Origin of the sequence: Nocardia sp. NPDC050408 (genome assembly GCF_044458905.1) — a bacterium.
Taxonomy (GTDB): Bacteria; Actinomycetota; Actinomycetes; order Mycobacteriales; family Mycobacteriaceae; genus Nocardia.
Genome location: NZ_JBITIL010000006.1, coordinates 238,225 through 257,718, shown reverse-complemented (window position 1 = coordinate 257,718; position 19,494 = coordinate 238,225). Strand labels below are relative to the sequence as shown.

Genomic DNA, 19,494 nt, shown 5'->3' with positions numbered 1-19,494 from the left:
CGCTAGGTTTTAGAGCGCGCTCGAAGTCAAGCGGCAACCCGGCCTTCCGGAACTCGCTGAGTTCCAGTAGCACGCTCGACTCATCAACCAGGAGCTCGATGTCCCTGTAGCGCAATGAGTCCCGCCACCCTCCCTTCGAGGCAGGGCGTGTGTGCTGGGTGTTGCGCTTTCTTTGGTAGGTGAGTTGTACATGGTTTGAGGGATGAAAGGTTACATAAATAGATGCGCATATCTACCTACCTACATGTAATTCTGGTGGATGCCTGATCCCCTTCACCTCGGAGCGGCCCGTCATCACCACCTCGACATGAGCTCTGCGAACCCCCTGGTGCCCCAGTTTGTTTCCGCGCTCCCCTGCCTGGCACACCACAACCGCACAACCCCCACTCCCCTGGCGCAGGACCTCGCGCTCCGGATGCCACCGGGTCCAATCGACAACCGCACCCTCCCCGATAGAAGACGACCGACCAGTTACTCTCGTCGCGTGGTCCCGCCCGACCCGCATGCGCCGGAGGTCCACGAGCGCCCGTCACCTTCCAGGAAGCAGGAGTTCGATGCGATCCCTGACCAGCCGCCGAATCTTCATCACACTGGCGGCCAGCACCGCCGTTATGGCAGGCGGTCCGACGCCGGCGATGGCACAGCCCGCGCCGCCCGCACAGGTACAGCCGCTCGGTTCGAACTTTCTCTGGGGTGTGGCCGCATCGGGTTATCAGTCCGAAGGCTATGCGCCGGATAGTAATTGGTCCCGGTACGTGGCCGCGGGCAAGACGGATGACCCATATCTCGAGTCCGTGGACTTCTACCATCGCTACCGGTCGGATATCGATCTGGCCGCGCAGTTGGGCGTCAAGGTCTACCGGATCGGGATCGAGTGGGCGCGTGTGCAGCCGCGACCGGGCGAATGGGATGAGGCCGGACTTCGGTTCTACGACAATGTGATCGCCGCGATCACGGCGGCCGGAATGCGCCCCATGCTCACCATCGATCACTGGGTGTATCCGGGCTGGGAGGTCGACCGCGGCGGCTGGTCGAATCCGAATATCGTCGAGGACTGGCTCGCCAATGCGCGCTCCGTCGTCGATCGATATGCCGCGGCGGACCCACTGTGGGTCACATTCAACGAGCCCGCCGCCTACATCATGAACGAGACCTCGCACGGCGGCCTGTCCCTCGCCGCCATACCGGTGATGAAGGACCGAATCACCCAGGCACACAACGCCATCTACGATTACATCCACTCCGTGCAGCCCGACGCCATGGTCACGAGCAATGTCGCCTACATTCCGGCTGGTGAGGATGCGGTGAACGGCTCGTTCATCAATGCGATAGCCGCGAAACTCGACTTCATCGGCATCGATTACTACTACGGGGCCTCCCCCGACAGTGTTACGAAGCTCAGCTTCAACCAGCTCTGGAACAATCCCTTGGAACCGGAGGGCATTTATTATGCCCTGCAGCACTATTCACGCAAGTTCCCGGGCCGCCCGCTCTACATCGTCGAGAACGGCATGCCCACCGAAAACAACATGCCTCGAGCCGACGGTTACACCCGCACCGACGACCTTCGCGATACCGTCTACTGGCTGCAGCGCGCCAAGTCCGACGGCATGAACCTCATCGGCTACAACTACTGGAGCCTCACCGACAACTACGAATGGGGTTCCTACACACCACGTTTCGGCCTCTACACGGTTGACGTCCGCACCGACCCCACGCTGACACGCAAGCCCACCGACGCCGTACCCGCCTACACCGCCATCACCCACCAGGGCGGCGTCACCCCCGACTACCGCCCGACCCGAGCACCCAAACCCTGCTCCTTCGTCGACGCCGCCGCCAGCTGCGCCGACCCGGTCACTGTCCCTCACTAGCCGGAGTGCAGGCGACCGGATTCGGCGGCTGGAACGCCGAACTCGCCGAATCGGTATCTCGGATGATCGCCGAGGCCAGCCGGGCGTATCGGACGGCGAGTTCATCCGAAGTTAGCGGGCGGTCGTTGGCCAGCCACCAGGTGACGGTCTGCAGGAACATGCCGCCGAGGATCGTTGCGACCAGATCGTCGGCCGCGGGCAGGTGTGCCGCTGTCATCATGGTGACGGAGTCCTGGATTCGGGCGGCGAACCATGGGCTGCCCTTGTCGTTGCGCCCGGACACGACCTGCAGTATCGCGACCGCGAGCATGGGCCACGCCCTCCACAGCGCCCTGCTACCGGGTCCGCGGGTGCGTGTGATGTCGGCGCGGTCCCGCCGCGATGACCTTGCGGCGCTGGCCGAGTACGTCGACTCGGGCGCCCTCCACCCGGTCATCGAGGCCCGATATCCGCTATCCGAGATCGCTGAGGTGCACCGCATCGTCGAAACCGGCCACGCCAGAGGAAAGCGGATCCTCACCATCAATTCCGAATAGGACTGGACGTCGGGGTCGGCACCGACGGGTGCCGACCCCGCCTAGCTCAGGAGCCGGTGAACTGTTCGCCGGAGATCGAGCGGGAGTGCTCGCCGTCGGCGCCGACCGGGATGTCGCCCTCGAGGGTGGTGCGGTACAGCACGCGGGTGACATCGAGGTGGTTGAGGTCGCCGGGGGCCAAGTGGGCGGTGGCGCGGTTGTCCCAGAATGCCAGGCTGCCCTTTTCCCAGCGGAATCGGACGGTGTAGGCCGGGTTCGACAGTTCGTCGAACAGCAACTGGAGTACGGCATCGCTCTGGGCTGGGCTCAGACCAACGATGTGGGTGGTGAAGCCGGGATTGACAAAGAGCACCTTTTCACCGGTCACCGGGTGCACCCGCACGACTGGATGCTCGGTCACCAGCGGCGCATCGGCGACCTTCTTGGCGTAGTCGCTTTGCTCGTTCCAAGCCGGACGGCTGCCGCCGAACCGGTGCACGGCCCGCAGGCCCTCGACGAACTTGCGCAGCGACTCGGGCAGGTTCGCGTAGGCCGCGGCGAGATTGGTCCAGCTGGTGTCCCCGCCCCGCTCCGGTGCGATCTCGGCCCGCAGTAGTGAGGCGGCGGGCGGGTTGATCAGTGCCGAGACATCGGTGTGCCAGTGGTTGGTGTAGCTGAATTTCTTGACGCCGAAACGCTTTTCGTAGAGACGGCTGTCGACCGCCAGGATTTCGGGGAATTCGGTGGGCGCATCATCGTCGTAGGGGTGCGACGGCGTGACGGCGCCGAACCGCCGAGAGAAGGCGATGTGTTCGGCGTGGCCGATGTGCTGGTCGCGGAAGAACAGCACCTTGTATTCGTAGAGGGCCGCGCTGATGTCGGCGACCTCCTGATCGGTAAGCTCGGCCCGCAGGTCGACGCCCGCGACCTCGGCGCCGATATGTCCGGCGACCGGCGTGATCCGGAGGGTGGTGGTCGTGGGCTCGCTGACAGTGGTCATGGTCGTACTTTCTTCGGCGATGGTTGGGGTTGGTCGGCGGAGCCAGGGCGACAACCACTGCTGCCCATTCGCATGAAGTCGACGGCGCGCCGCCTGGTCAGCCGGGGACTCATGCGCCGAGTTCGGTTCGTACCTGGGCGAATTGGCTGTCCACCGGTGCCAACCCGTAATGTCCGCGCAGGGTCGTCGCGGTGTAGTCGGTGCGGAACAGGCCGCGCTCCTGCAGGATAGGGACCACCCGATCCACGAAGTCCTCGAGACCGCCCGGCAGGTATGGCGGCATGATGTTGAAGCCGTCGGCGGCGCCGTTCTCGAACCAGGACTGCAGTTCGTCGGCGATATCGGTGGGTGTGCCCGCGAAGGTGCGGTGTCCGCGCCCGCCACCCAACTTGCCGATGAGCTGACGCACCGTGAGGTTCTCGCGTTCCGCAAGTTCCTTGACCAGCGTGAATCTGCTCTTCCCGCCCTCGATTTCGCTCTCCGCGGGTAGCGGCGGCAGTGGTGCGTCGAGTGCGTGTTCGGTGAGATCGACGCCGAGCAGCGCGGACAGTTGCCGCAGTGCGTAATCCGGGGAGATGAGGTCGGTGAATTCCTGCTCGAGGGCCAGTGCTTCCTCGCGGGTGTCCGCGATGAACGGCACAAGACCGGGCAGCACCTTCAGCTCATCGGCCGAGCGACCGTACTTCGGCAGCCGCGCCTTCAGATCCCGATAGAACGCCTGCCCCTCCGCCAGCGAGCGCTGTGCGGTGAATACTGCCTCGGCGTAGCGCGCGGCGAAATCCTTACCGCTCTCCGATGATCCCGCCTGCACCAGCAGCGGACGCCCCTGTGGGCTGCGCGGCGAATTCAGCGGGCCACGTACCCGGAACCGATCACTGATGTAGTCGATGGTGTGCACTTTGTCCGGATCCGCGAAGATGCCTTCCTCCGGATCGAGCACGATCGCGGAGGACTCCCAGCTGTCCCAGAGCCGCACGGTGATATCTACGAACTCCTGTGCCCGTTCGTAGCGCCTGGCGTGTTCTGGAATCGCGTCGAAGCCGAAGTTGAAGGCCTCGTCCTCGTTACCCGAGGTGACGATATTCCAGCCTGCCCGACCGCTGCTGATGTGATCGAGTGAGGCGAATTTGCGCGCCAAGTTGAACGGTTCGTTGTAGGTGGTCGAAGCCGTCGCGATGAGCCCGACCCGTTCGGTCGCCGTGGCGATCGCGGCAAGCAAGGTGACCGGCTCGAATACGGCCAGGGTATTGCGCTTGATCCGCGGTCCGACCGCCAACCCGTCGGCGAAGAAGACCGAATCGAGTTTGCCGCGCTCGGCGATACGCCCGAGCTCCTGGAAATGTCGCACATCCAGTACTCGGCGCTCCTCGGTCCGGGGATGGCGCCAGGCCGCCTCGTGATGACCGACGCCCATCAGGAAAGCATTGAGATGGAATTGCTTGCGGGGTAACGACATCGGAATCCTTAACGAGAGGGCTCGGCGCGCCACCGGGACAGGCGGCGTTCGAGGGCGACGAGGAGGCCGTTGAAACTCAGCCCGAGCAGCGAGATGGCGATGATGCCCGCATACATATTCGGGATCTGGAAGTTCTGCTGGGCCGCGGTGATCAGATAGCCGAGTCCGGCACGGGCGCCGACCATTTCGGCGGCGATGAGCACCAGGATCGATGACGCCGCTGCCATTCGCACACCGGTGAAGATCGATGGCACCGCGGCGGGCAGGATCACCTTCTGGAACAGCCGAATCGGTGAAAAGCCCAATGAGACGGCGGATTTGATCAGCAGGGGGTCCACGGTTCGGACACCGGTGATGGTGTTCAACAGGATCGGGAAGAAGCTGGCGTACACCACGAGCGCGATCTTGGATGTCTCCCCGATGCCGAGAATGAGAATGAACACCGGCAACAGAGCCAAGGCCGCGGTGTTGCGGAACAGTTCGAGGATCGGGTTCAGGAAGTCGGCCACCGGCCTATACCAGGCGATGGCGACGCCGACCGGAATGGCCACCGCGAGCGCGAGCGAGAATCCGGTCGCCGACCGGGTCAGGCTGGTCGAAACGTGCTCCCACATCTGACCGGTCTCGACCAGGTCCACGAAGGCCTGCGCGACGGTCGAAAACGGCGGCAGGAAGACTTCGTCCACCAGACCGAACCGCGGCGCGGCCTCCCATATCGCGACCAGCAGGCCGATTGCGAAGGTGGGCTTGAAGATTCGCCACGCCAGCAGCGCGACCGCCAGCAATACCCGCGATACATCGACTTTCCGCGTCGGCGCGACCTCGGCCCGGCGGCGGACCACAACCGGCCGTGACTTCTCGACGACTTGCACTGCGCTAGACATTGACCGGCTTCCTCTCGATGCTCGTGGCTGACAGTGACTCGCGTTCGAGTCCCTGCGCGCGGGTGACTTCACTCTGTAACTGCGACCAGATCTGGTGGCGCGCCTCCCGGAAGGGTTCGCTGGAGCGCACATCGGCACCGGAATCCCGGTCGATATCGATATCGATTACGGCCTTGACCCGCCCCGGCCGCGAGGTCAGCACGGCGACTCGCTGGCCGAGGTAGACGGCCTCGTCGATGCCGTGGGTGATGAACAGAATCGTTTTGCCGGTGGCCCGCCATATCCGTAACAGCTCGTCCTGCAACGACTCCCGAGTCTGGGCATCGAGTGCGGCGAACGGCTCGTCCATCAGCAGCACCTCCGGATCGAAGGCGAGGCTGCGGGCGATGGCGACACGCTGTTTCATGCCGCCGGACAGCTCATGCGGATAGCGGTCGCCGAATCCGGCCAGACCCACCAGTTCCAGGTACTCGTCGGCGATCTTCCGGCGCGCCCGACGCCGGACCCCCTTCGCTTCTAAACCGAATTCGATATTGGCCCGGGCAGTACGCCACGGCAGTAGCGCGTACTGCTGGAAGACGATGCCACGGTCCAGCCCGGGCCCGCTGATCGGCTTGCCGTCCAACAGGATTCGCCCGGCACTCGGCTTGCTGAGTCCGCCGAGCAGATCCAGCAGCGTCGACTTTCCGGAACCGCTCGGGCCCACGAGCACCAGGAACTCGCCATCGCGCAGTTCCAGCGAAATATCCTCGATCGCGGTGAACTCCTCGTTCGATCCACGGACCGGGAACTGTTTGCGCACTCCGGTGAGCGCGAGTTTCACCTGGCTCATTTCGCCGCGACCGCCTCTCCGGTCGGTCCGGTGGTCGCGCCGTAGGTTCCGTTGGCGTACGGGTTGTCCTTGTTGGTGTAGAGATCTTTCGCCGTCAGCTTTCCGGCGGGCACATCGCCGTTGCGGACCAGCCAATCGATCCAGATCTGCAGTTCCTTCTCCGCGATCACCGCACCGGGTACCGGCAGGCCTGGGCTGCGCCAGAATTTCAGCAGATCGGTGTTCTCATTGCGTCCACGCTTGTTGATGATCGAGGCGAAGCGCGCGACCACCTCGTCACGCGGGGTCACCTGCAGCCAGCGCGTCGCCCGTGCGGTCCCCTGGACGAAGTCCTTGACGGCCTCCGGGTTCTGGGCGATGTAGTCCTTGCGGAAAACATAAGTGCCGTAGTCGAATTGACCGAACAGGTCCTTATCGGTGTAAAGCGCGTGGATACCGCCGCGCCCGACCGCGCTCTCCCGGAAGACGCTACCCAGTGCGCCGACATCGATCTGGCCCTTGCGCAGGGCGTCCTCGGTATTGGCCGGCGGCACCACTATCAGTTCGACCTGCTTGATCTCCTGGTCGGTCAGCCCCTGCTGGTGCAGCCATTCGCGGGTGATGAATTCATGGTGTGCGCCAAGGGTATTGATGCCCACCTTCTTGCCGATCAGATCCCGGGGCGATTTGATGCCCGAATCGTCACGGACGAAGTAACCGGTGAACGACTGCTCGTCCGCGCCGTACGAGCTGAGCACCGAGGTCACGGGCGCGCCACCCGCGGCCAATTTGACGACCGCGCCGTTGAAGGCGCTGCCGAACTCGATCTGACGGGTCGCGGCAGCCTGGATATTCGCCGGCCCGCTGGTGGTGTCACCCTCCCAGTGCAGCGCGATCTTGCTGAAGTAGCCGAGATCATCGGCCAGTTCGTAGGCCGAGACCTGGCCGGTCGATCCCTGGTAGCGCAGTACGGCCTTGCCGTCGGCATTGGTGCCCGGCTCGGATTTTCCGCAACCAGCGAGCACCGCCACCGCGGTGGGAATGGTGAGCACGGCGGCAATTGCACGGACGAACCGTGGTCTGGTTTTCTGGGACAGCGTCATGGCAGTTCTTTCACGGAATGCGCACTGCCGCAGCGCAATAGGCACGCCACAACGGCAGGTAAGCGCGGAGGATTACCTGATTCGACCAATGCGGCGCGCCCTATTTCGGCGACCGCGAATTCAGGCGCGACAGACTCCATGAGGCAGGCGCATGAAATCCACCGTGCGACGGCGGATCAGCGCAATGGATTCGATCATGTCAACGACCTTCGTGGGATTCGGATAGAAGCGGCGACCCCGCGGCTTTGTGTCCATGGTGGGGTCGACTGCCATGGGGGGACAATGCCGATTTCACATTGTGAAAATCACCGTGAGTACAACTGCACCGGAGCATCGGTAATGGCAGCGGTGGACTGGAACAGTGGCCCGATCCGGCCCGCGATCTGCCGCATAGCAGGCACGATGCCGCGCACCAGCTCCTCGTTCAGTCGCGCCGAGCGGGCCTGGACGCCGAGCGCACCCCACACCTGCTTATCCGGACCGAGGACGGGCACCGCGACCGAGCGGACCGGATCTTCGCGCTCGATGATCGCTACGGCGAAACCGCTGCGCCGCACGCGATCCAGGTCAGTCGTCGCCAGCGGTGCGAGTCGTCGGTCGAGTCCGTCGACAACAGGTGCGAAGGCCAGCAGAGCCTGGCCGACGGCGCTGGAACGCAGCGGCTGACGGGCCTGCGGCAACTGGTTGGGGCAGAAGTACACCGGCGGCCGCGCCTGGAAGACGGTTACCGCGTCGCGGTCGTCGGCGATGCTGAGGCTGACGGTGATCTTGATGCCTGCGGCCAGCGCGTAGAGGTGCGGTGCGGCCGCGTCGATGCCCAATCGCGACAGCGCGGGGCGGGCCAGCGAGGCGAGCCCGTGTCCGATGCGATAGCGATCGGTCGCCGGATCCTGCTCCAGCAACCGGCCCCGCACCAAGGCCTGGGCCAGCCGATATGTCGTACTGACCGGTAGTCCGGCCCGATGCGCCAATTCGCTCACCGACAGCTCGGGATCGTCGCCCTCGAAGCAGTTCAGTACGTGAATCGCACGGTCGACCGCTTGGGCACCCGAACGGGGTTGATCGGCGGCAGTCATTGTTCCTCCTGATATTTCTACCGATCGGGATGTGGCCAGAACTATCGCCGGATGATCCGGGCGCGGCAATGGTTCTGCGCCCACTGCGCCGATTCCTCGCGCGGGAATGACCGCAGCGTCAAAATCGCGCTGATTCGAAGGGTTTCGCGATCCGTAGGCCGCTCACAGAATTGAATTCCCGCGCTGACCCCGCATTCCGGCGACGATTGCCGATTTCGCAATCCCGACGTATCAGGAGCAGACGCATGAGTGACCTCTGGCAGACCAGCACCGATGTATTGGTGATCGGCGGCGGTCCGGCCGCCGCATGGGCGGCCATCCACGCCCGGGAGGCCGGCGCCGAGGTGATCCTGGTAGACAAGGGCTACTGCGGAACCAGCGGCGCGACAGCACCTTCCGGCACCGGCGTCTGGTACGTCGCCCCGGAGGCGACCGCCCGTGCCAATGCCAAGGCCAGCCGGGAGGCGCTCGGCGGCCATCTCGCCGATCACTATTGGATGGATCGGGTCCTCGATCAGACCTACACCAACATGAATCGGCTTGCCGTCGAAGGCAAGTACCCGTTCCCGACCGACCCGGCGACCGGCGAGCGGCTGCGCACGGGGGTACAGGGGCCGGAGTACATGCGCCGGATGCGCGCGTGGGTCAAGCGGCTCGGCGTCCGGATCCTCGACCATTCACCGGCTCTCGAATTGCTCGTCGACGATGCGGGCACGGTTCGCGGTGCGGCCGGATTCCAGCGTCAGCTCGATCGCGACTACCGTATCTCGGCGGGCGCGGTGGTGCTGGCCAGTGGCGGGTGCGCATTTCTGTCGCGCGCGTTGGGCACCAACGTCGACACCGGTGACGGCGCACTGATGGCCGCCGAGGTGGGAGCGCGCTTCTCCGGCATGGAATTCTCCAATGCCTACGCGATCGTGCCGAAAGGTTCGACCATCACCAAGACCGCCTACTACGGCTACGCGACGTTCTTCCACGAGGACGGACAGGTGCTCGAGGGGGCGGGCTCCACGAAAGGGCGATCGGTGATCGCACGAACCCTGTTGTCGGAGAAGGTATTCGCCCAACTCGACCGCGCCGATGAGACGGTGCAGACGCAGATGCGGCTCGGCCAGCCCAATTTCTTCCTGCAGTTCGATCGGCGCGGTATCAACCCGTTCACCGACCGTTTCGAGGTCGATCTGCTCGCCGAGGGCACGGTGCGCGGCACCGGCGGTATCGATGTCGTGGATGACGACTGCGCGACCACGGTGCCAGGTCTGTTCGCGGCGGGCGATGCGACGACCAGGGAACGCATCTGCGGTGGTTTCACCGGTGGCGGCAGCCACAATTCGGCATGGGCGATGTCGTCGGGGAGTTGGGCCGGCTCGGGTGCGGCACGGTTCGCGCTCGGCTCGTCCCGGCCTGATGCTGCCGCTCTGCGCGGTGCGGGACGAACCGGCTTGCGGCCCAGCGACTCCCCCACGCTCGATACACTCGAGGTTGTCGAGGCCGCGCAGGCCGAGCTGATTCCGTTCCAGAAGAACTACCTGCGCCACGGCGAGCGACTGCGGCCTGCACTCGACTCGCTCGACACCCTCTGGGAGCGCGCCGGTAAGGAGCTCGGTGGCCGCACCGGTGACGATCGCGTCCGGGCCAGGCAGGCCGCCGCCATCACCGCGGTCGGTCGGCTCATGTACGAATCGACCCTGGCACGCACCGAGACTCGCGGCATGAGCAAGCGCGCCGACCATCCGGAACAGGATCCGGCGCAGCGCCACCACATTCTCTCCGGTGGCCTCGACGCCGTGTGGACCAAGACCGCCGAGGTCGCGTCATGATCGAAGTCGTACTCGCCGACGCCTGCATCGGCTGCGATAAATGTGTGGATGCCTGCCCGACCAACGTATTCGACCGCACCGAATCCGGAATCCCGGTCATCGCGCGGCAATCCGACTGCCAGACGTGCTTCATGTGCGAGGCGTACTGCCCCACCGACGCCCTCTACGTCGACCCCGAATCGACCCCCCTACCTCCCGGCAGCCCGGTCGCGCGCGATCAGATCGGCCGCTACCGCGAGAAGATCGGCTGGGGCAAGGGGCGCACCGCGGGCAGTCTGGTCGCCATCGGCCCCCGACTCCCGCACGGCGCGCCCCCGCCCCGCCTGCTGCATTAACCGCGATAGCCGAGTTGTTCGAGGAGACCATCGAGTTGGAGTTCGAACAACTCGGCACGGTCGGTAAAGGTGTCTGTGCCGTACTGATCGAAGACGTCGAAGGTTACGGCGCCGAACAGGCCCACCCACATGGTGATGCCGCGCGCGACGAGCCAGTCCGGTATGTCGTGGTCGAACACGGTCCTGATATCGGCGAAATCGGCAGCGAGGGCGGCAGATAGCGGGCGCTCCTTGGCTGGTGGGATAAGCAGATCATCGCGATAGGCGCGGGCGTAGAGGGTTTGCATGGTCGCGATCACCCGCGTGCCGGGAACGGCGGTCTGCTCAGCGGGGGCATCGTAACCCGGCACCGGTGTGCCGAATAAGAGTCCGTAGCGGGCGGGCTCGGCCAGCGCCCAACCGCGGACGGTACGGCCGACGATGCGCAGGCCCTCGATTGGATCGTCGGGGGCATCGGCCAGCGCCGCATCGACCGCGTCGCCGAGCGCGTTGTAGCCGTCGATCACCAACAAGGTGAGCAGTTCATCACGGCTGCGCACGTATCGATACACCGCGGACGACACCACACCGAGTTCGCGGGCGACCGCGCGCAGTGAGAGGGCGGCCGCGCCATCGGTGGCCAGGTGTTCGCGGCCGATCCGGACGATATCGTTCATGGTCTGGGCCCTCGCCTGGGCACGTGGTGTCGTCGCCATACCGATCACCATTCGCGCTTTAGAGAGCGATGTCAACTAATGCGAGCACTGCTCTTGACTTTGGTTCGATCTAGTTGCATGCTTGTACACAACAGAGAGCACCGCTCGCCAAAGTAGACAAGGACTCACAATGTCGGAGCTGCACATCGTCACCGGAGCCGGGCCCACCGGAACCACCATCGCCGAGCAATTGGCCGCGGCGGGCAAACAGGTCCGCGTGCTCACTCGGTCCGGGAGCGGTCCCGATCATCCACTCGTGGAGCGACGCAAGGTCAATGCCACACTACCCGAACAGCTTTCGGGCGAGTTCGACGGCGCGACGGCCGTCTACCACTGCCTCGGAGGCTCGGAATACACCGCGAAGGTCTGGCGCGCGGAGCTGCCGCCGGCCGAGCGCACCGTGCTCGATGAGGCCGAAAAGGCCGGAACTGTAGTGGTTTTCGCGGAAAACATCTATTCCTACGGCAAGGTCGACGGTCCGATCACCGAAAACCTGCCCCGCAATGCCGATTTCGGTAAACCCAGTGTCCGCACGCAACTGGTGCGCGCTCGCGAAGCACACGCCGCCGCGACAGTGAGCGTCGCCGCCGCGGACTTCCTCGGCCCGTATGTGCGGGCGTCGCTGGCCGGGGAGCAGGTCTTCGTCCCGATCCTCACCGGCAAGCGGGTGCAGGCATTGGGCAAGCTCAACCTCCCGCACTCCTACACCTATATGCCCGACCTCGCCGCCGCCATGATCCGCGCGGCCGCCGACGAATCGGTCTGGAATTCCTTCCTGCACGCCCCGACCGCGCCGCCGATCACCCAGCAGCAACTCTTCGACGCGGTCGCCGCCGCCGCGGGTGTCGCAGCCCCCAAGGTCTTCGCGGCACCGGCCGCCCTGCTGCGCATGATGGGCTTCACCAATGAGACGATGCGCGAGCTCGCCGAGATGAGTTACCAGGTCACGCGGCCGTTCGTACTGGATTCATCCGCCAGCGAGCAGCGCCTCGGCCTGCATCCGACGCCGATCGACGAGGCCATCGCGGCCACCGTCGCCTGGTGGCAGACCCAGCTCTGAGCCTTTGCTACTCGGTAGTAGTGTTACCGGTGTCACTGGCGACACAGATCGAGGAGCACCACATGGACCAGCGAGAAACGGATTTCGACGTACTCGTGGTCGGTTCGGGATTCGGCGGCAGCGTGACCGCGCTGCGGCTGATCGAGAAGGGCTACCGGGTCGGTGTGCTCGAGGCCGGTCGACGCTACGCCGATGACGAGCTGCCCGAAACCAGCTGGGACCTGCGTAAATTCCTGTGGGCGCCGAAGCTCGGCTGCTACGGCATCCAGCGCATCCACCCGCTGCGCAATGTGCTGATCCTCGGCGGTGCGGGTGTCGGCGGCGGTTCACTCAACTACGCCAACACGCTCTATGTGCCGCCGGAGCCGTTCTTCCAGGATCAGCAGTGGCGCGATATCACCGACTGGCGCGCCGAGCTCACCCCGTACTACGAGCGCGCGAAGAAGATGCTCGGCGTCGTGCAGAACCCGCACATAACACCGGCGGATGAGGTGTTCAAGAAGGTCGCCGACGATATGGGCTGCGGCGAAACCTTCGTACAGACCCCGGTCGGCGTCTTCTTCGGCGAGCCGGGAAGGTCCGTGGCGGACCCGTACTTCGGTGGCGTCGGCCCGGACCGCACCGGCTGCCTCGAATGCGGTGAATGCATGACCGGCTGCCGTCACGGCGCGAAGAACACCCTGGTGAAGAATTACCTGTACCTCGCGGAAAAGGCTGGCGCACAGGTGATTCCGATGACGACGGTCAACGCGATCCGACCACTGCCCGACGGCACCTGGGATGTCTCGACCGAACGTACCGGGGCATGGTTGCGCAAGCGTTCGCAGACCTACACCGCAGGCCAGGTCGTGCTGGCCGCGGGCACGCTCGGCACCCAGAAGTTGTTGCACGCCATGCGCGATCGGGGCATGCTCCCCGAATTGTCCGACCGGCTCGGCCAACTCACGCGCACCAACTCCGAATCCATTGTGGGCGCGGCGACCCGCAGGGTGAATCCGGACGTCGACTTCACCCGCGGCGTCGCGATCACCTCATCGATCCACCCCACCCACGACACCCATATCGAGCCCGTCCGCTATGGCAAGGGTTCGAATGTGATGGGACTGCTGCAGACCCTGATGGTCGACGGCGGCGGCCGCGTGCCGCGCTGGCTGCGCTTCCTCGGCCAGGTGGTGCGAAACCCGTTGACGCTCATCAGTTTTCTGAGCGTGAAGAACTGGAGCGAGCGCACCATCATCTCGCTGGTGATGCAGCACCTCGACAATTCGATTACCACCTACACCAAGCGCAGCCTGTTCGGCCGAAAGCTCACCAGCAAACAGGGCCACGGCGAACCCAATCCGACCTGGATTCCGGCGGGCAACGAGGTGACCCGCAGGGTTGCCGAGGAAATCGGCGGCGTCGCGGGCGGCAGCTGGGGCGAAGTCTTCAATATTCCGCTCACCGCCCACTTCCTCGGCGGCGCACCCATCGGCGCGGACCGCGACACCGGCGTAATCGACGCCTACCACCGAGTTTTCGGCTACCCGACCCTCAGCGTCGTCGACGGCGCCGCCGTCTCGGCGAACCTCGGCGTGAATCCGTCGCTCACCATCACCGCCCAAGCCGAACGCTGCGCCGCCTATTGGCCCAACAAGGGCGAACACGACCTGCGTCCCGCGCCGGGAGTTGCCTACCAACGGATCCAGCCGATCGCCCCGAATAACCCCGTCGTCCCCGCCGACGCCCCAGCCGCCCTGGTCCTGCCGATAGTCGAAATCCGCACCCACAAGTCCGCCGCCAGCTGAGCCGGCGATGGCCGATGGCTGGGTCGTCACCGGCATGATCGGCGCCCGGGTTCACAGATCCTCGAGATCCGCTGCGTCCAAACCTGATTCACGCAGGAGGCGGGCCAGAGTATCGGGGTCGACCGCGGATTCCTCTGGTTCATCTGCCTCGACCCGGTTCGCCCTGGCCGCGGGGAGCATTTCGTCGTAGCCCTGATCGCCGGGGTGGAACTCCTCGTAGCCGTCGAAACTTCCGCCGTCGCTGGTACGGCCGCCGACGCGTCGAAAAATCGTTACGCCATCCCTGGCAAGGACGGGTCGGCCGACAGCGTCATGTGAGAACTCGGGCAAAATACTCCTCCAACTTGTCGGCGATGCGTTTGTTGCCACAGGCAAACTTACGCAGTTGCTGCATATTCTTGGGTCCGCCCGCGACCCATGCCGAGAAGGCATCGGCGAACCCCTCCCTCGGCGTATCCGCATAATGGTCCCAATCGGAGTGGCTTCCGATCGCCGCGAGCATCTCCGCATGGAGATCCTTCCACTCGTTGCCATCGCTGAGCCAGTGCCCACCGGTTCCGTACGCGGCGTCGGCGGCGTGGCCGAATTCGTGCCAGGCCACCGCCCCGGGGAAGAAGTCCTTGCCGTAGTTGGAGTCCACGTAGATACGGCGTGGCCCACCCGAATACAGACCCGCCACCCTATGCCACTTGACTCGGTCGTTCGGGCCTTCGGGATTGTCCCGAACCACCTGCTCTAGGCCGGGCATTTCCTTCACCGGTTTCTTGCCGATGACGATGGCGCCATCGGGCGAGGCGTTGATGTGGTCGCTCACGCGCTGAAATACGTGATCGGGTATCAGCGCCAGATCCTTGACCACCCGCCTGCTCTCCGGCATCGAGTCGATGATGTTGATGAACGGGCCGCCCTCGGCCGGTGTAAAGGCGACGGTGAATTCGTATGCGTCCTTCGCCAACCCCACCTGATCGCCCGGATGCAGAGTGACCGTGGTGCCGGATTTGATCCTTTTGCCGTTGACGTAGGTGCCATTCGTCGATCCCTCGTCGCGGATCCAGACCCGGCCAGACGGGTGCACACCGACGCTGGCATGACGATCGGAGATAAAGTCATAGCGCCGAAGGCTGGTGGGCACCCGCGAGTTGCTGCGCCCCAGCAGTTCCGGCTCGCCGCCGCGAATGAGGTCGAGCGACAGCTCGCCATGCGGGCTGTTGAGCTTCACCGGCACAACCTGCGGAGCGGGCTCACGGGAGCCATCCCCGTATTGCGCGGAGCCCATCCACTCGCCCATCCGAATCATATCGCCCGGATGGAGCTGAACCGGCCCAGCATCCGGATCGACCCTTTTGCCGTTGACCCAAGTACCGCGCGTGGAGTGTTCGTCGCGCAGCCACAGGTTCCCGTATTCGTCGCGGTACATCGTGGCATGGTGCCGGGATACCGAGAGGTCGGACAGTTGCTCGGCCATGGGCGAGTCCAGTGAACGGCCGAGTTTGACCTCCTCACCCCGCCGCAGCCGGACCGCGGGTGCGTCCGCGTCATCGGATAGACGCACTTCGAGCGGGGATTCCTCCCCGACCGCCACCCTCGCGGACACCCTGTCGAAGGTCAGCTTGTCGTCATTGTCGAGGTAGCGCTTCTCGTTGGCGGGGATCGTCTCGTCGTTGACTTTGGTGCGTACCGCGCCCTCGGGCCCCGGGTCGCGCACCCATACTCGACCATCGAGATCACGTCCGAAAGTGGCCTCATGCCCGTTCATTACGCCCCGTTTGAGATCGAACTCGATAACGTTTCCATTGATCTCATCAACATTGATGATTCGTTCCTGGCCGGGTTCCAAGTGGATCGGAGTCCGCGACCGGTCCGGCGGAAAGTGCAGCACGACCGGCGGGAGGGCGGTGTGCTCACCAGCTCCGATCTGTGCGGTGCCGACGAATTCCGGACCGAGCCGGACACGGTCGCCCTCGGTGAGGGTGACCTTCTGATTCGGCGCGACCCGGTCCCCATTGACCCACACACCAGCCGATCCCTCGTGATCGCGGATCCACAGCCGGCCGTCATGGTCCAGGCCGAGCGTGGCGTGGCGTGCGTCGACCCCGGCCACCCCGATAAGTTGCTCCGCAAAGGGAGAGCTCGCGTCGGTACCGACCACGACCGTGTGTCCGGGTCCGAGCCGAACGGGCGTCGCGTTCGGTCCAGAACCGAGGAGCACCCGGACCGGGTCCGTCGCCGTCGCTCCGTCCGGCGCGACGAACTGCACCTCACCGCGATATCCGGCGAGCCGCTCGGAGTCACCCCTACCGAACTGCACCGCGTCGCCCGGCCGCAGCGTTCGCTGCTCACCATCGACGAGTCTGTCGCCGTTCACCCGGGTGCCGTTGGTGGAGCCCGCATCCTGAATCCACACCCGGCCGTTCTCGTCCATACCGATGGTCGCGTGGCGCCGCGACACCACGTCGGCGCCCGGCGTATCCGGCGGCAAGTCGTAACGGCCGATATCGATGGTCTGACCGCGATACAACCTGAACGCCTGACCGTCGTCGCCGAACAACCGCACCTCGGCCATCTGGCGCTCGAAGGCCACCCCGAGTTCGAAATTCCGACCCAAGATGAGGTCTTGGCCGTCGAAGATCCGCACCCACTGGTGACCGACCAGCTGCTTGCCGTCGACGAAGGTTCCATTCAGCGATCCGTTGTCCCGAATGAATACGTGGCCTCGGTCATCCACCCTGATGGTCAGGTGCCGACGTGAAACGACATCGGTCGCCATGTTGTCCAGCAGCGCGCCCTCGCCGCGCCCCAATACGTACTCTTGCCCAGGTATCAGTCGAAGGGGAACCCGCGCACCGTCCGCTCCAGTCAGAACCACGTCCACATAGCCGCCATCCGGATGGTGGTAGAACGCTGTGGCGCCAGGCGGCTTTGCCGCGGCATGCAGGTCGTCGTCGTTCGCCGGTCGGTCCTCCAGATCAACACGCGGCTGCGGGCGCGTCGGCGGTCCGTCATAGGACGGCTCGTCGACGTGCGGGGATGGCTCCTCGTCCTGCGTGCCCTCCTCGCGCACGACCGGATCATCGGCATCCCTGTGTACCGGCGGAGGCTCGGGTGCGTCAGCGTCCACCGGCGCATGGCTCGCTGGTGCTCCGGGTAGCCCCTGGTTCAAATCATGGGCCCCAGGGCGGTCTCTGGCCCCGCGCGGACCGGCGGAAACGTCACGACCGTCGACCGGGCGCCGCCCGTTGGATTCCGGTGCGCGAACCGGTGATTCGCCGACCACCAGCGGCGACACCGAGCGCTGGTCCGAGGCTTGGCGCGGACCGACGTAATCGACAGCGTGCTGCTCGAAAATATTCAGCCTGTGCAGCATCGCATCGTGCCAGCTCCGCCGCCCGGCGGCCAGGAACGCCGGTTGCAACTCTTCGATCCGCTGTCGGATCTCGTGCACCTCGGTCTGCGTGAAATCGTGGTCTTTCCAATTGATTTCGGTGATGAGGTGATATTCCTGGAATTGCTTGGCGAAGGGGCTGATCACCTCGGCGTCCACGCCGCCCTCGAAAGCGCGACTGTTGTCGATTGCCCACACCTGCCCGCTGCGGTCGACAATCCAGTTCTCGGAATTGCGGTCCGGCATGGCGATCAACACGTCCAGAATTCCCAATCGCTTTCCGCTCGGTGTGCCGAAGAACCGTCCTTCCGCCTCCCAGTCGCGGGGATAAGCATCCTGTCCGGTCTTGCCGGGCACCACCTCCATGTAGACGTGCTCGCCGATGACATGCACCGCTGGTACTCGCGCTCCGACCGCGTCACCGACCAGCGAGACCAGGAATTCCGCGTGCGCGTGCCGCGGATTCGAAACCACCTTGTGGATGACCTGAGTTCCATCGTGAAAGGTGAGGCGCTCCACCAGTTTTGCCGAGTCGTCGAGCATGCTGGTGCGTGCGATCGTCTCGACCCGTGGAGCCTCGCCCGAGCGCAATAGCTCGTTGATGTGGGTTGCGAACTCCCGCTGCCGCAGCGCCAGCCGGGAGGTGCCATCGTCGCGACGGAACGCATTGCGACCTGCCTGGTGGACCCGCAATGAGCTGGTCGCCGCGCCGAGGAAACCGCCGGCGAAACCGGTGATTGCTGCCGAGCGCACGATCTCGAACACGTCGCCGATGCTGTGAATGTCCTTGTAATGCAATGCTACCGAGGGCAGAGCGCCGACGATACCGCCGCCCAGACCGCCCGCGCCACCGATCAGCACGGTGCCGCCCATATGCATGGCGAGCCGCCCCGCAGTGGTCGTGGCTCTGCCGCTCAAGCGGTCCAGCACACGCGGTGCGACTCTGCGCCCGACCTCGGCACCGGCCGCACCGCCCAAGGCCCCGCCGACCGCCAACTCCACCATGGATCCGACGTCGAATTCGTCGCGCACGCCGTCGATCAGGTCCCAGACCTGTGCGCCCGCACTGGTCAACGCACCGGTCAGACCACCGATCGCGGCCGCATGGACAGCACCGTGCAGCGCTGACCGCTCGGCCTGACCCGCCGCCGCATGCTCGCCCACCTCGGTGGTGAACCGCGCGGTCATCATGCGCATCTCTTCCTCGGCCTCGAGCCGGTCGGCGAGCGCCTTGGCGCCCCCGCCCTGGAAGAACAGCAGCATGTCGAAGGCGAGCTGTGCGCCGAGCGCGATCCCCGTGGCGACCAGCAGATGCTGTACCTGCACGGTTGAATCGGCTACGTCGTAGCATTGCTGCCCCATGCTCTTGCACACTGCGGCCTTGTCGCGCATGGCCTGTAGGACGGTACGGTGCCTTTCGGCCATTCCAGTCCGGGTCTCGCCGCTGACGGCCTGTTCGGTGCGCGGTGCCTCGGCCTCGTATCGGTCTGCACAAGCGGTGATCTCGCGGTGTGCCAGCATGTATGCGTCCCCGTTGCAGCGCATGCCGCCGACCTGGGTTCTAGGCCATTGCCCCAGAACCAGATCCCGCACGGCCGAGGGCACCTCGACGAGTAGGCCACTCGCATCCATCGCAGCCTCCCGGCACCCTCCATATGCCCAACAGGCCAATTTTGATGCGTCCAGATGAACCTCT

Annotated in this window: 16 protein-coding genes; 6 read left to right on the top strand and 10 right to left on the bottom strand. The window is 65.0% G+C overall.

Going from position 1 to position 19,494, the window contains the following annotated elements:
* Window positions 1–554 precede the first annotated feature (554 nt).
* Window positions 555–1,874, top strand: a complete 1,320-nt coding sequence (locus ACIBJI_RS20520; RefSeq protein WP_397085265.1) for a family 1 glycosylhydrolase — start codon at window positions 555–557, stop codon at window positions 1,872–1,874.
* Here the strand turns inward: ACIBJI_RS20520 and ACIBJI_RS20515 are convergent.
* Complete coding sequence (locus tag ACIBJI_RS20515; RefSeq protein WP_396956664.1) at window positions 1,858–2,184, bottom strand: hypothetical protein; 327 nt, start codon at window positions 2,182–2,184, stop codon at window positions 1,858–1,860. The genes ACIBJI_RS20520 and ACIBJI_RS20515 overlap by 17 nt on opposite strands.
* A gap of 49 nt (window positions 2,185–2,233) precedes the next feature.
* On the opposite strand from ACIBJI_RS20515, the gene ACIBJI_RS20510 reads away from it, so the two are divergent.
* Window positions 2,234–2,410 carry a zinc-binding dehydrogenase gene (locus tag ACIBJI_RS20510; RefSeq protein WP_397085263.1) on the top strand — a complete coding sequence of 59 codons (177 nt, stop codon included), beginning with the start codon at window positions 2,234–2,236 and terminating at the stop codon, window positions 2,408–2,410.
* 46 nt (window positions 2,411–2,456) lie between these two features.
* On the opposite strand, the gene ACIBJI_RS20505 is transcribed toward ACIBJI_RS20510, so the two are convergent.
* The 6 genes from ACIBJI_RS20505 to ACIBJI_RS20480 all read right to left on the bottom strand — a co-directional run bounded on the left by ACIBJI_RS20505 (window position 2,457) and on the right by ACIBJI_RS20480 (window position 8,719).
* Window positions 2,457–3,389, bottom strand: a complete 933-nt coding sequence (locus tag ACIBJI_RS20505; protein WP_397085261.1) for a TauD/TfdA dioxygenase family protein — start codon at window positions 3,387–3,389, stop codon at window positions 2,457–2,459.
* 109 nt (window positions 3,390–3,498) lie between these two features.
* The gene (locus tag ACIBJI_RS20500) at window positions 3,499–4,845 is read right to left on the bottom strand and encodes an LLM class flavin-dependent oxidoreductase (protein ID WP_397085259.1); all 1,347 of its coding nucleotides are present in this window, start codon (window positions 4,843–4,845) and stop codon (window positions 3,499–3,501) included.
* A gap of 8 nt (window positions 4,846–4,853) precedes the next feature.
* On the bottom strand, window positions 4,854–5,729 hold the full coding sequence (locus ACIBJI_RS20495) for an ABC transporter permease (protein WP_397085257.1): 876 nt from the start codon (window positions 5,727–5,729) through the stop codon (window positions 4,854–4,856).
* Window positions 5,722–6,561: an ABC transporter ATP-binding protein gene (locus tag ACIBJI_RS20490; protein ID WP_364345997.1), complete on the bottom strand. Its 840-nt coding sequence runs from the start codon at window positions 6,559–6,561 to the stop codon at window positions 5,722–5,724. The genes ACIBJI_RS20495 and ACIBJI_RS20490 overlap by 8 nt, the downstream gene beginning before the upstream one ends.
* The gene (locus tag ACIBJI_RS20485; RefSeq protein ID WP_364345995.1) at window positions 6,558–7,643 is read right to left on the bottom strand and encodes an ABC transporter substrate-binding protein; all 1,086 of its coding nucleotides are present in this window, start codon (window positions 7,641–7,643) and stop codon (window positions 6,558–6,560) included. The genes ACIBJI_RS20490 and ACIBJI_RS20485 overlap by 4 nt, the downstream gene beginning before the upstream one ends.
* A gap of 305 nt (window positions 7,644–7,948) precedes the next feature.
* Window positions 7,949–8,719, bottom strand: coding sequence for an IclR family transcriptional regulator (locus tag ACIBJI_RS20480; RefSeq protein WP_396956657.1), 771 nt, complete (start codon window positions 8,717–8,719; stop codon window positions 7,949–7,951).
* A 245-nt stretch (window positions 8,720–8,964) separates the two neighbouring features.
* Here ACIBJI_RS20480 and ACIBJI_RS20475 point away from each other — a divergent pair, with 245 nt between their 5' ends.
* Together ACIBJI_RS20475 and ACIBJI_RS20470 are read left to right on the top strand one after the other, a co-directional pair.
* Window positions 8,965–10,539 carry an FAD-binding protein gene (locus ACIBJI_RS20475; protein WP_397085254.1) on the top strand — a complete coding sequence of 525 codons (1,575 nt, stop codon included), beginning with the start codon at window positions 8,965–8,967 and terminating at the stop codon, window positions 10,537–10,539.
* Entirely contained in the window at window positions 10,536–10,874 is a 339-nt protein-coding gene (locus ACIBJI_RS20470; RefSeq protein ID WP_364345989.1) for a ferredoxin family protein, read from the top strand. Before ACIBJI_RS20475 ends, ACIBJI_RS20470 begins: the two co-directional genes overlap by 4 nt.
* On the opposite strand, the gene ACIBJI_RS20465 is transcribed toward ACIBJI_RS20470, so the two are convergent.
* Complete coding sequence (locus tag ACIBJI_RS20465) at window positions 10,871–11,569, bottom strand: TetR/AcrR family transcriptional regulator (RefSeq protein WP_397085252.1); 699 nt, start codon at window positions 11,567–11,569, stop codon at window positions 10,871–10,873. The genes ACIBJI_RS20470 and ACIBJI_RS20465 overlap by 4 nt on opposite strands.
* A gap of 130 nt (window positions 11,570–11,699) precedes the next feature.
* On the opposite strand from ACIBJI_RS20465, the gene ACIBJI_RS20460 reads away from it, so the two are divergent.
* Together ACIBJI_RS20460 and ACIBJI_RS20455 are read left to right on the top strand one after the other, a co-directional pair.
* Window positions 11,700–12,629, top strand: a complete 930-nt coding sequence (locus ACIBJI_RS20460) for an NAD-dependent epimerase/dehydratase family protein (protein ID WP_364345985.1) — start codon at window positions 11,700–11,702, stop codon at window positions 12,627–12,629.
* Window positions 12,630–12,691: 62 nt separating this feature from the next.
* Window positions 12,692–14,416, top strand: coding sequence for a GMC oxidoreductase (locus ACIBJI_RS20455; RefSeq protein ID WP_397085250.1), 1,725 nt, complete (start codon window positions 12,692–12,694; stop codon window positions 14,414–14,416).
* 51 nt (window positions 14,417–14,467) lie between these two features.
* Here ACIBJI_RS20455 and ACIBJI_RS20450 read toward each other — a convergent pair whose 3' ends face one another.
* Window positions 14,468–14,746 (bottom strand): hypothetical protein, encoded by a 279-nt coding sequence (locus tag ACIBJI_RS20450; protein WP_397085248.1) that lies wholly within the window; start codon window positions 14,744–14,746, stop codon window positions 14,468–14,470.
* Entirely contained in the window at window positions 14,727–19,430 is a 4,704-nt protein-coding gene (locus tag ACIBJI_RS20445) for an FHA domain-containing protein (RefSeq protein ID WP_397085246.1), read from the bottom strand. The genes ACIBJI_RS20450 and ACIBJI_RS20445 overlap by 20 nt, the downstream gene beginning before the upstream one ends.
* Window positions 19,431–19,494: the final 64 nt, after the last annotated feature.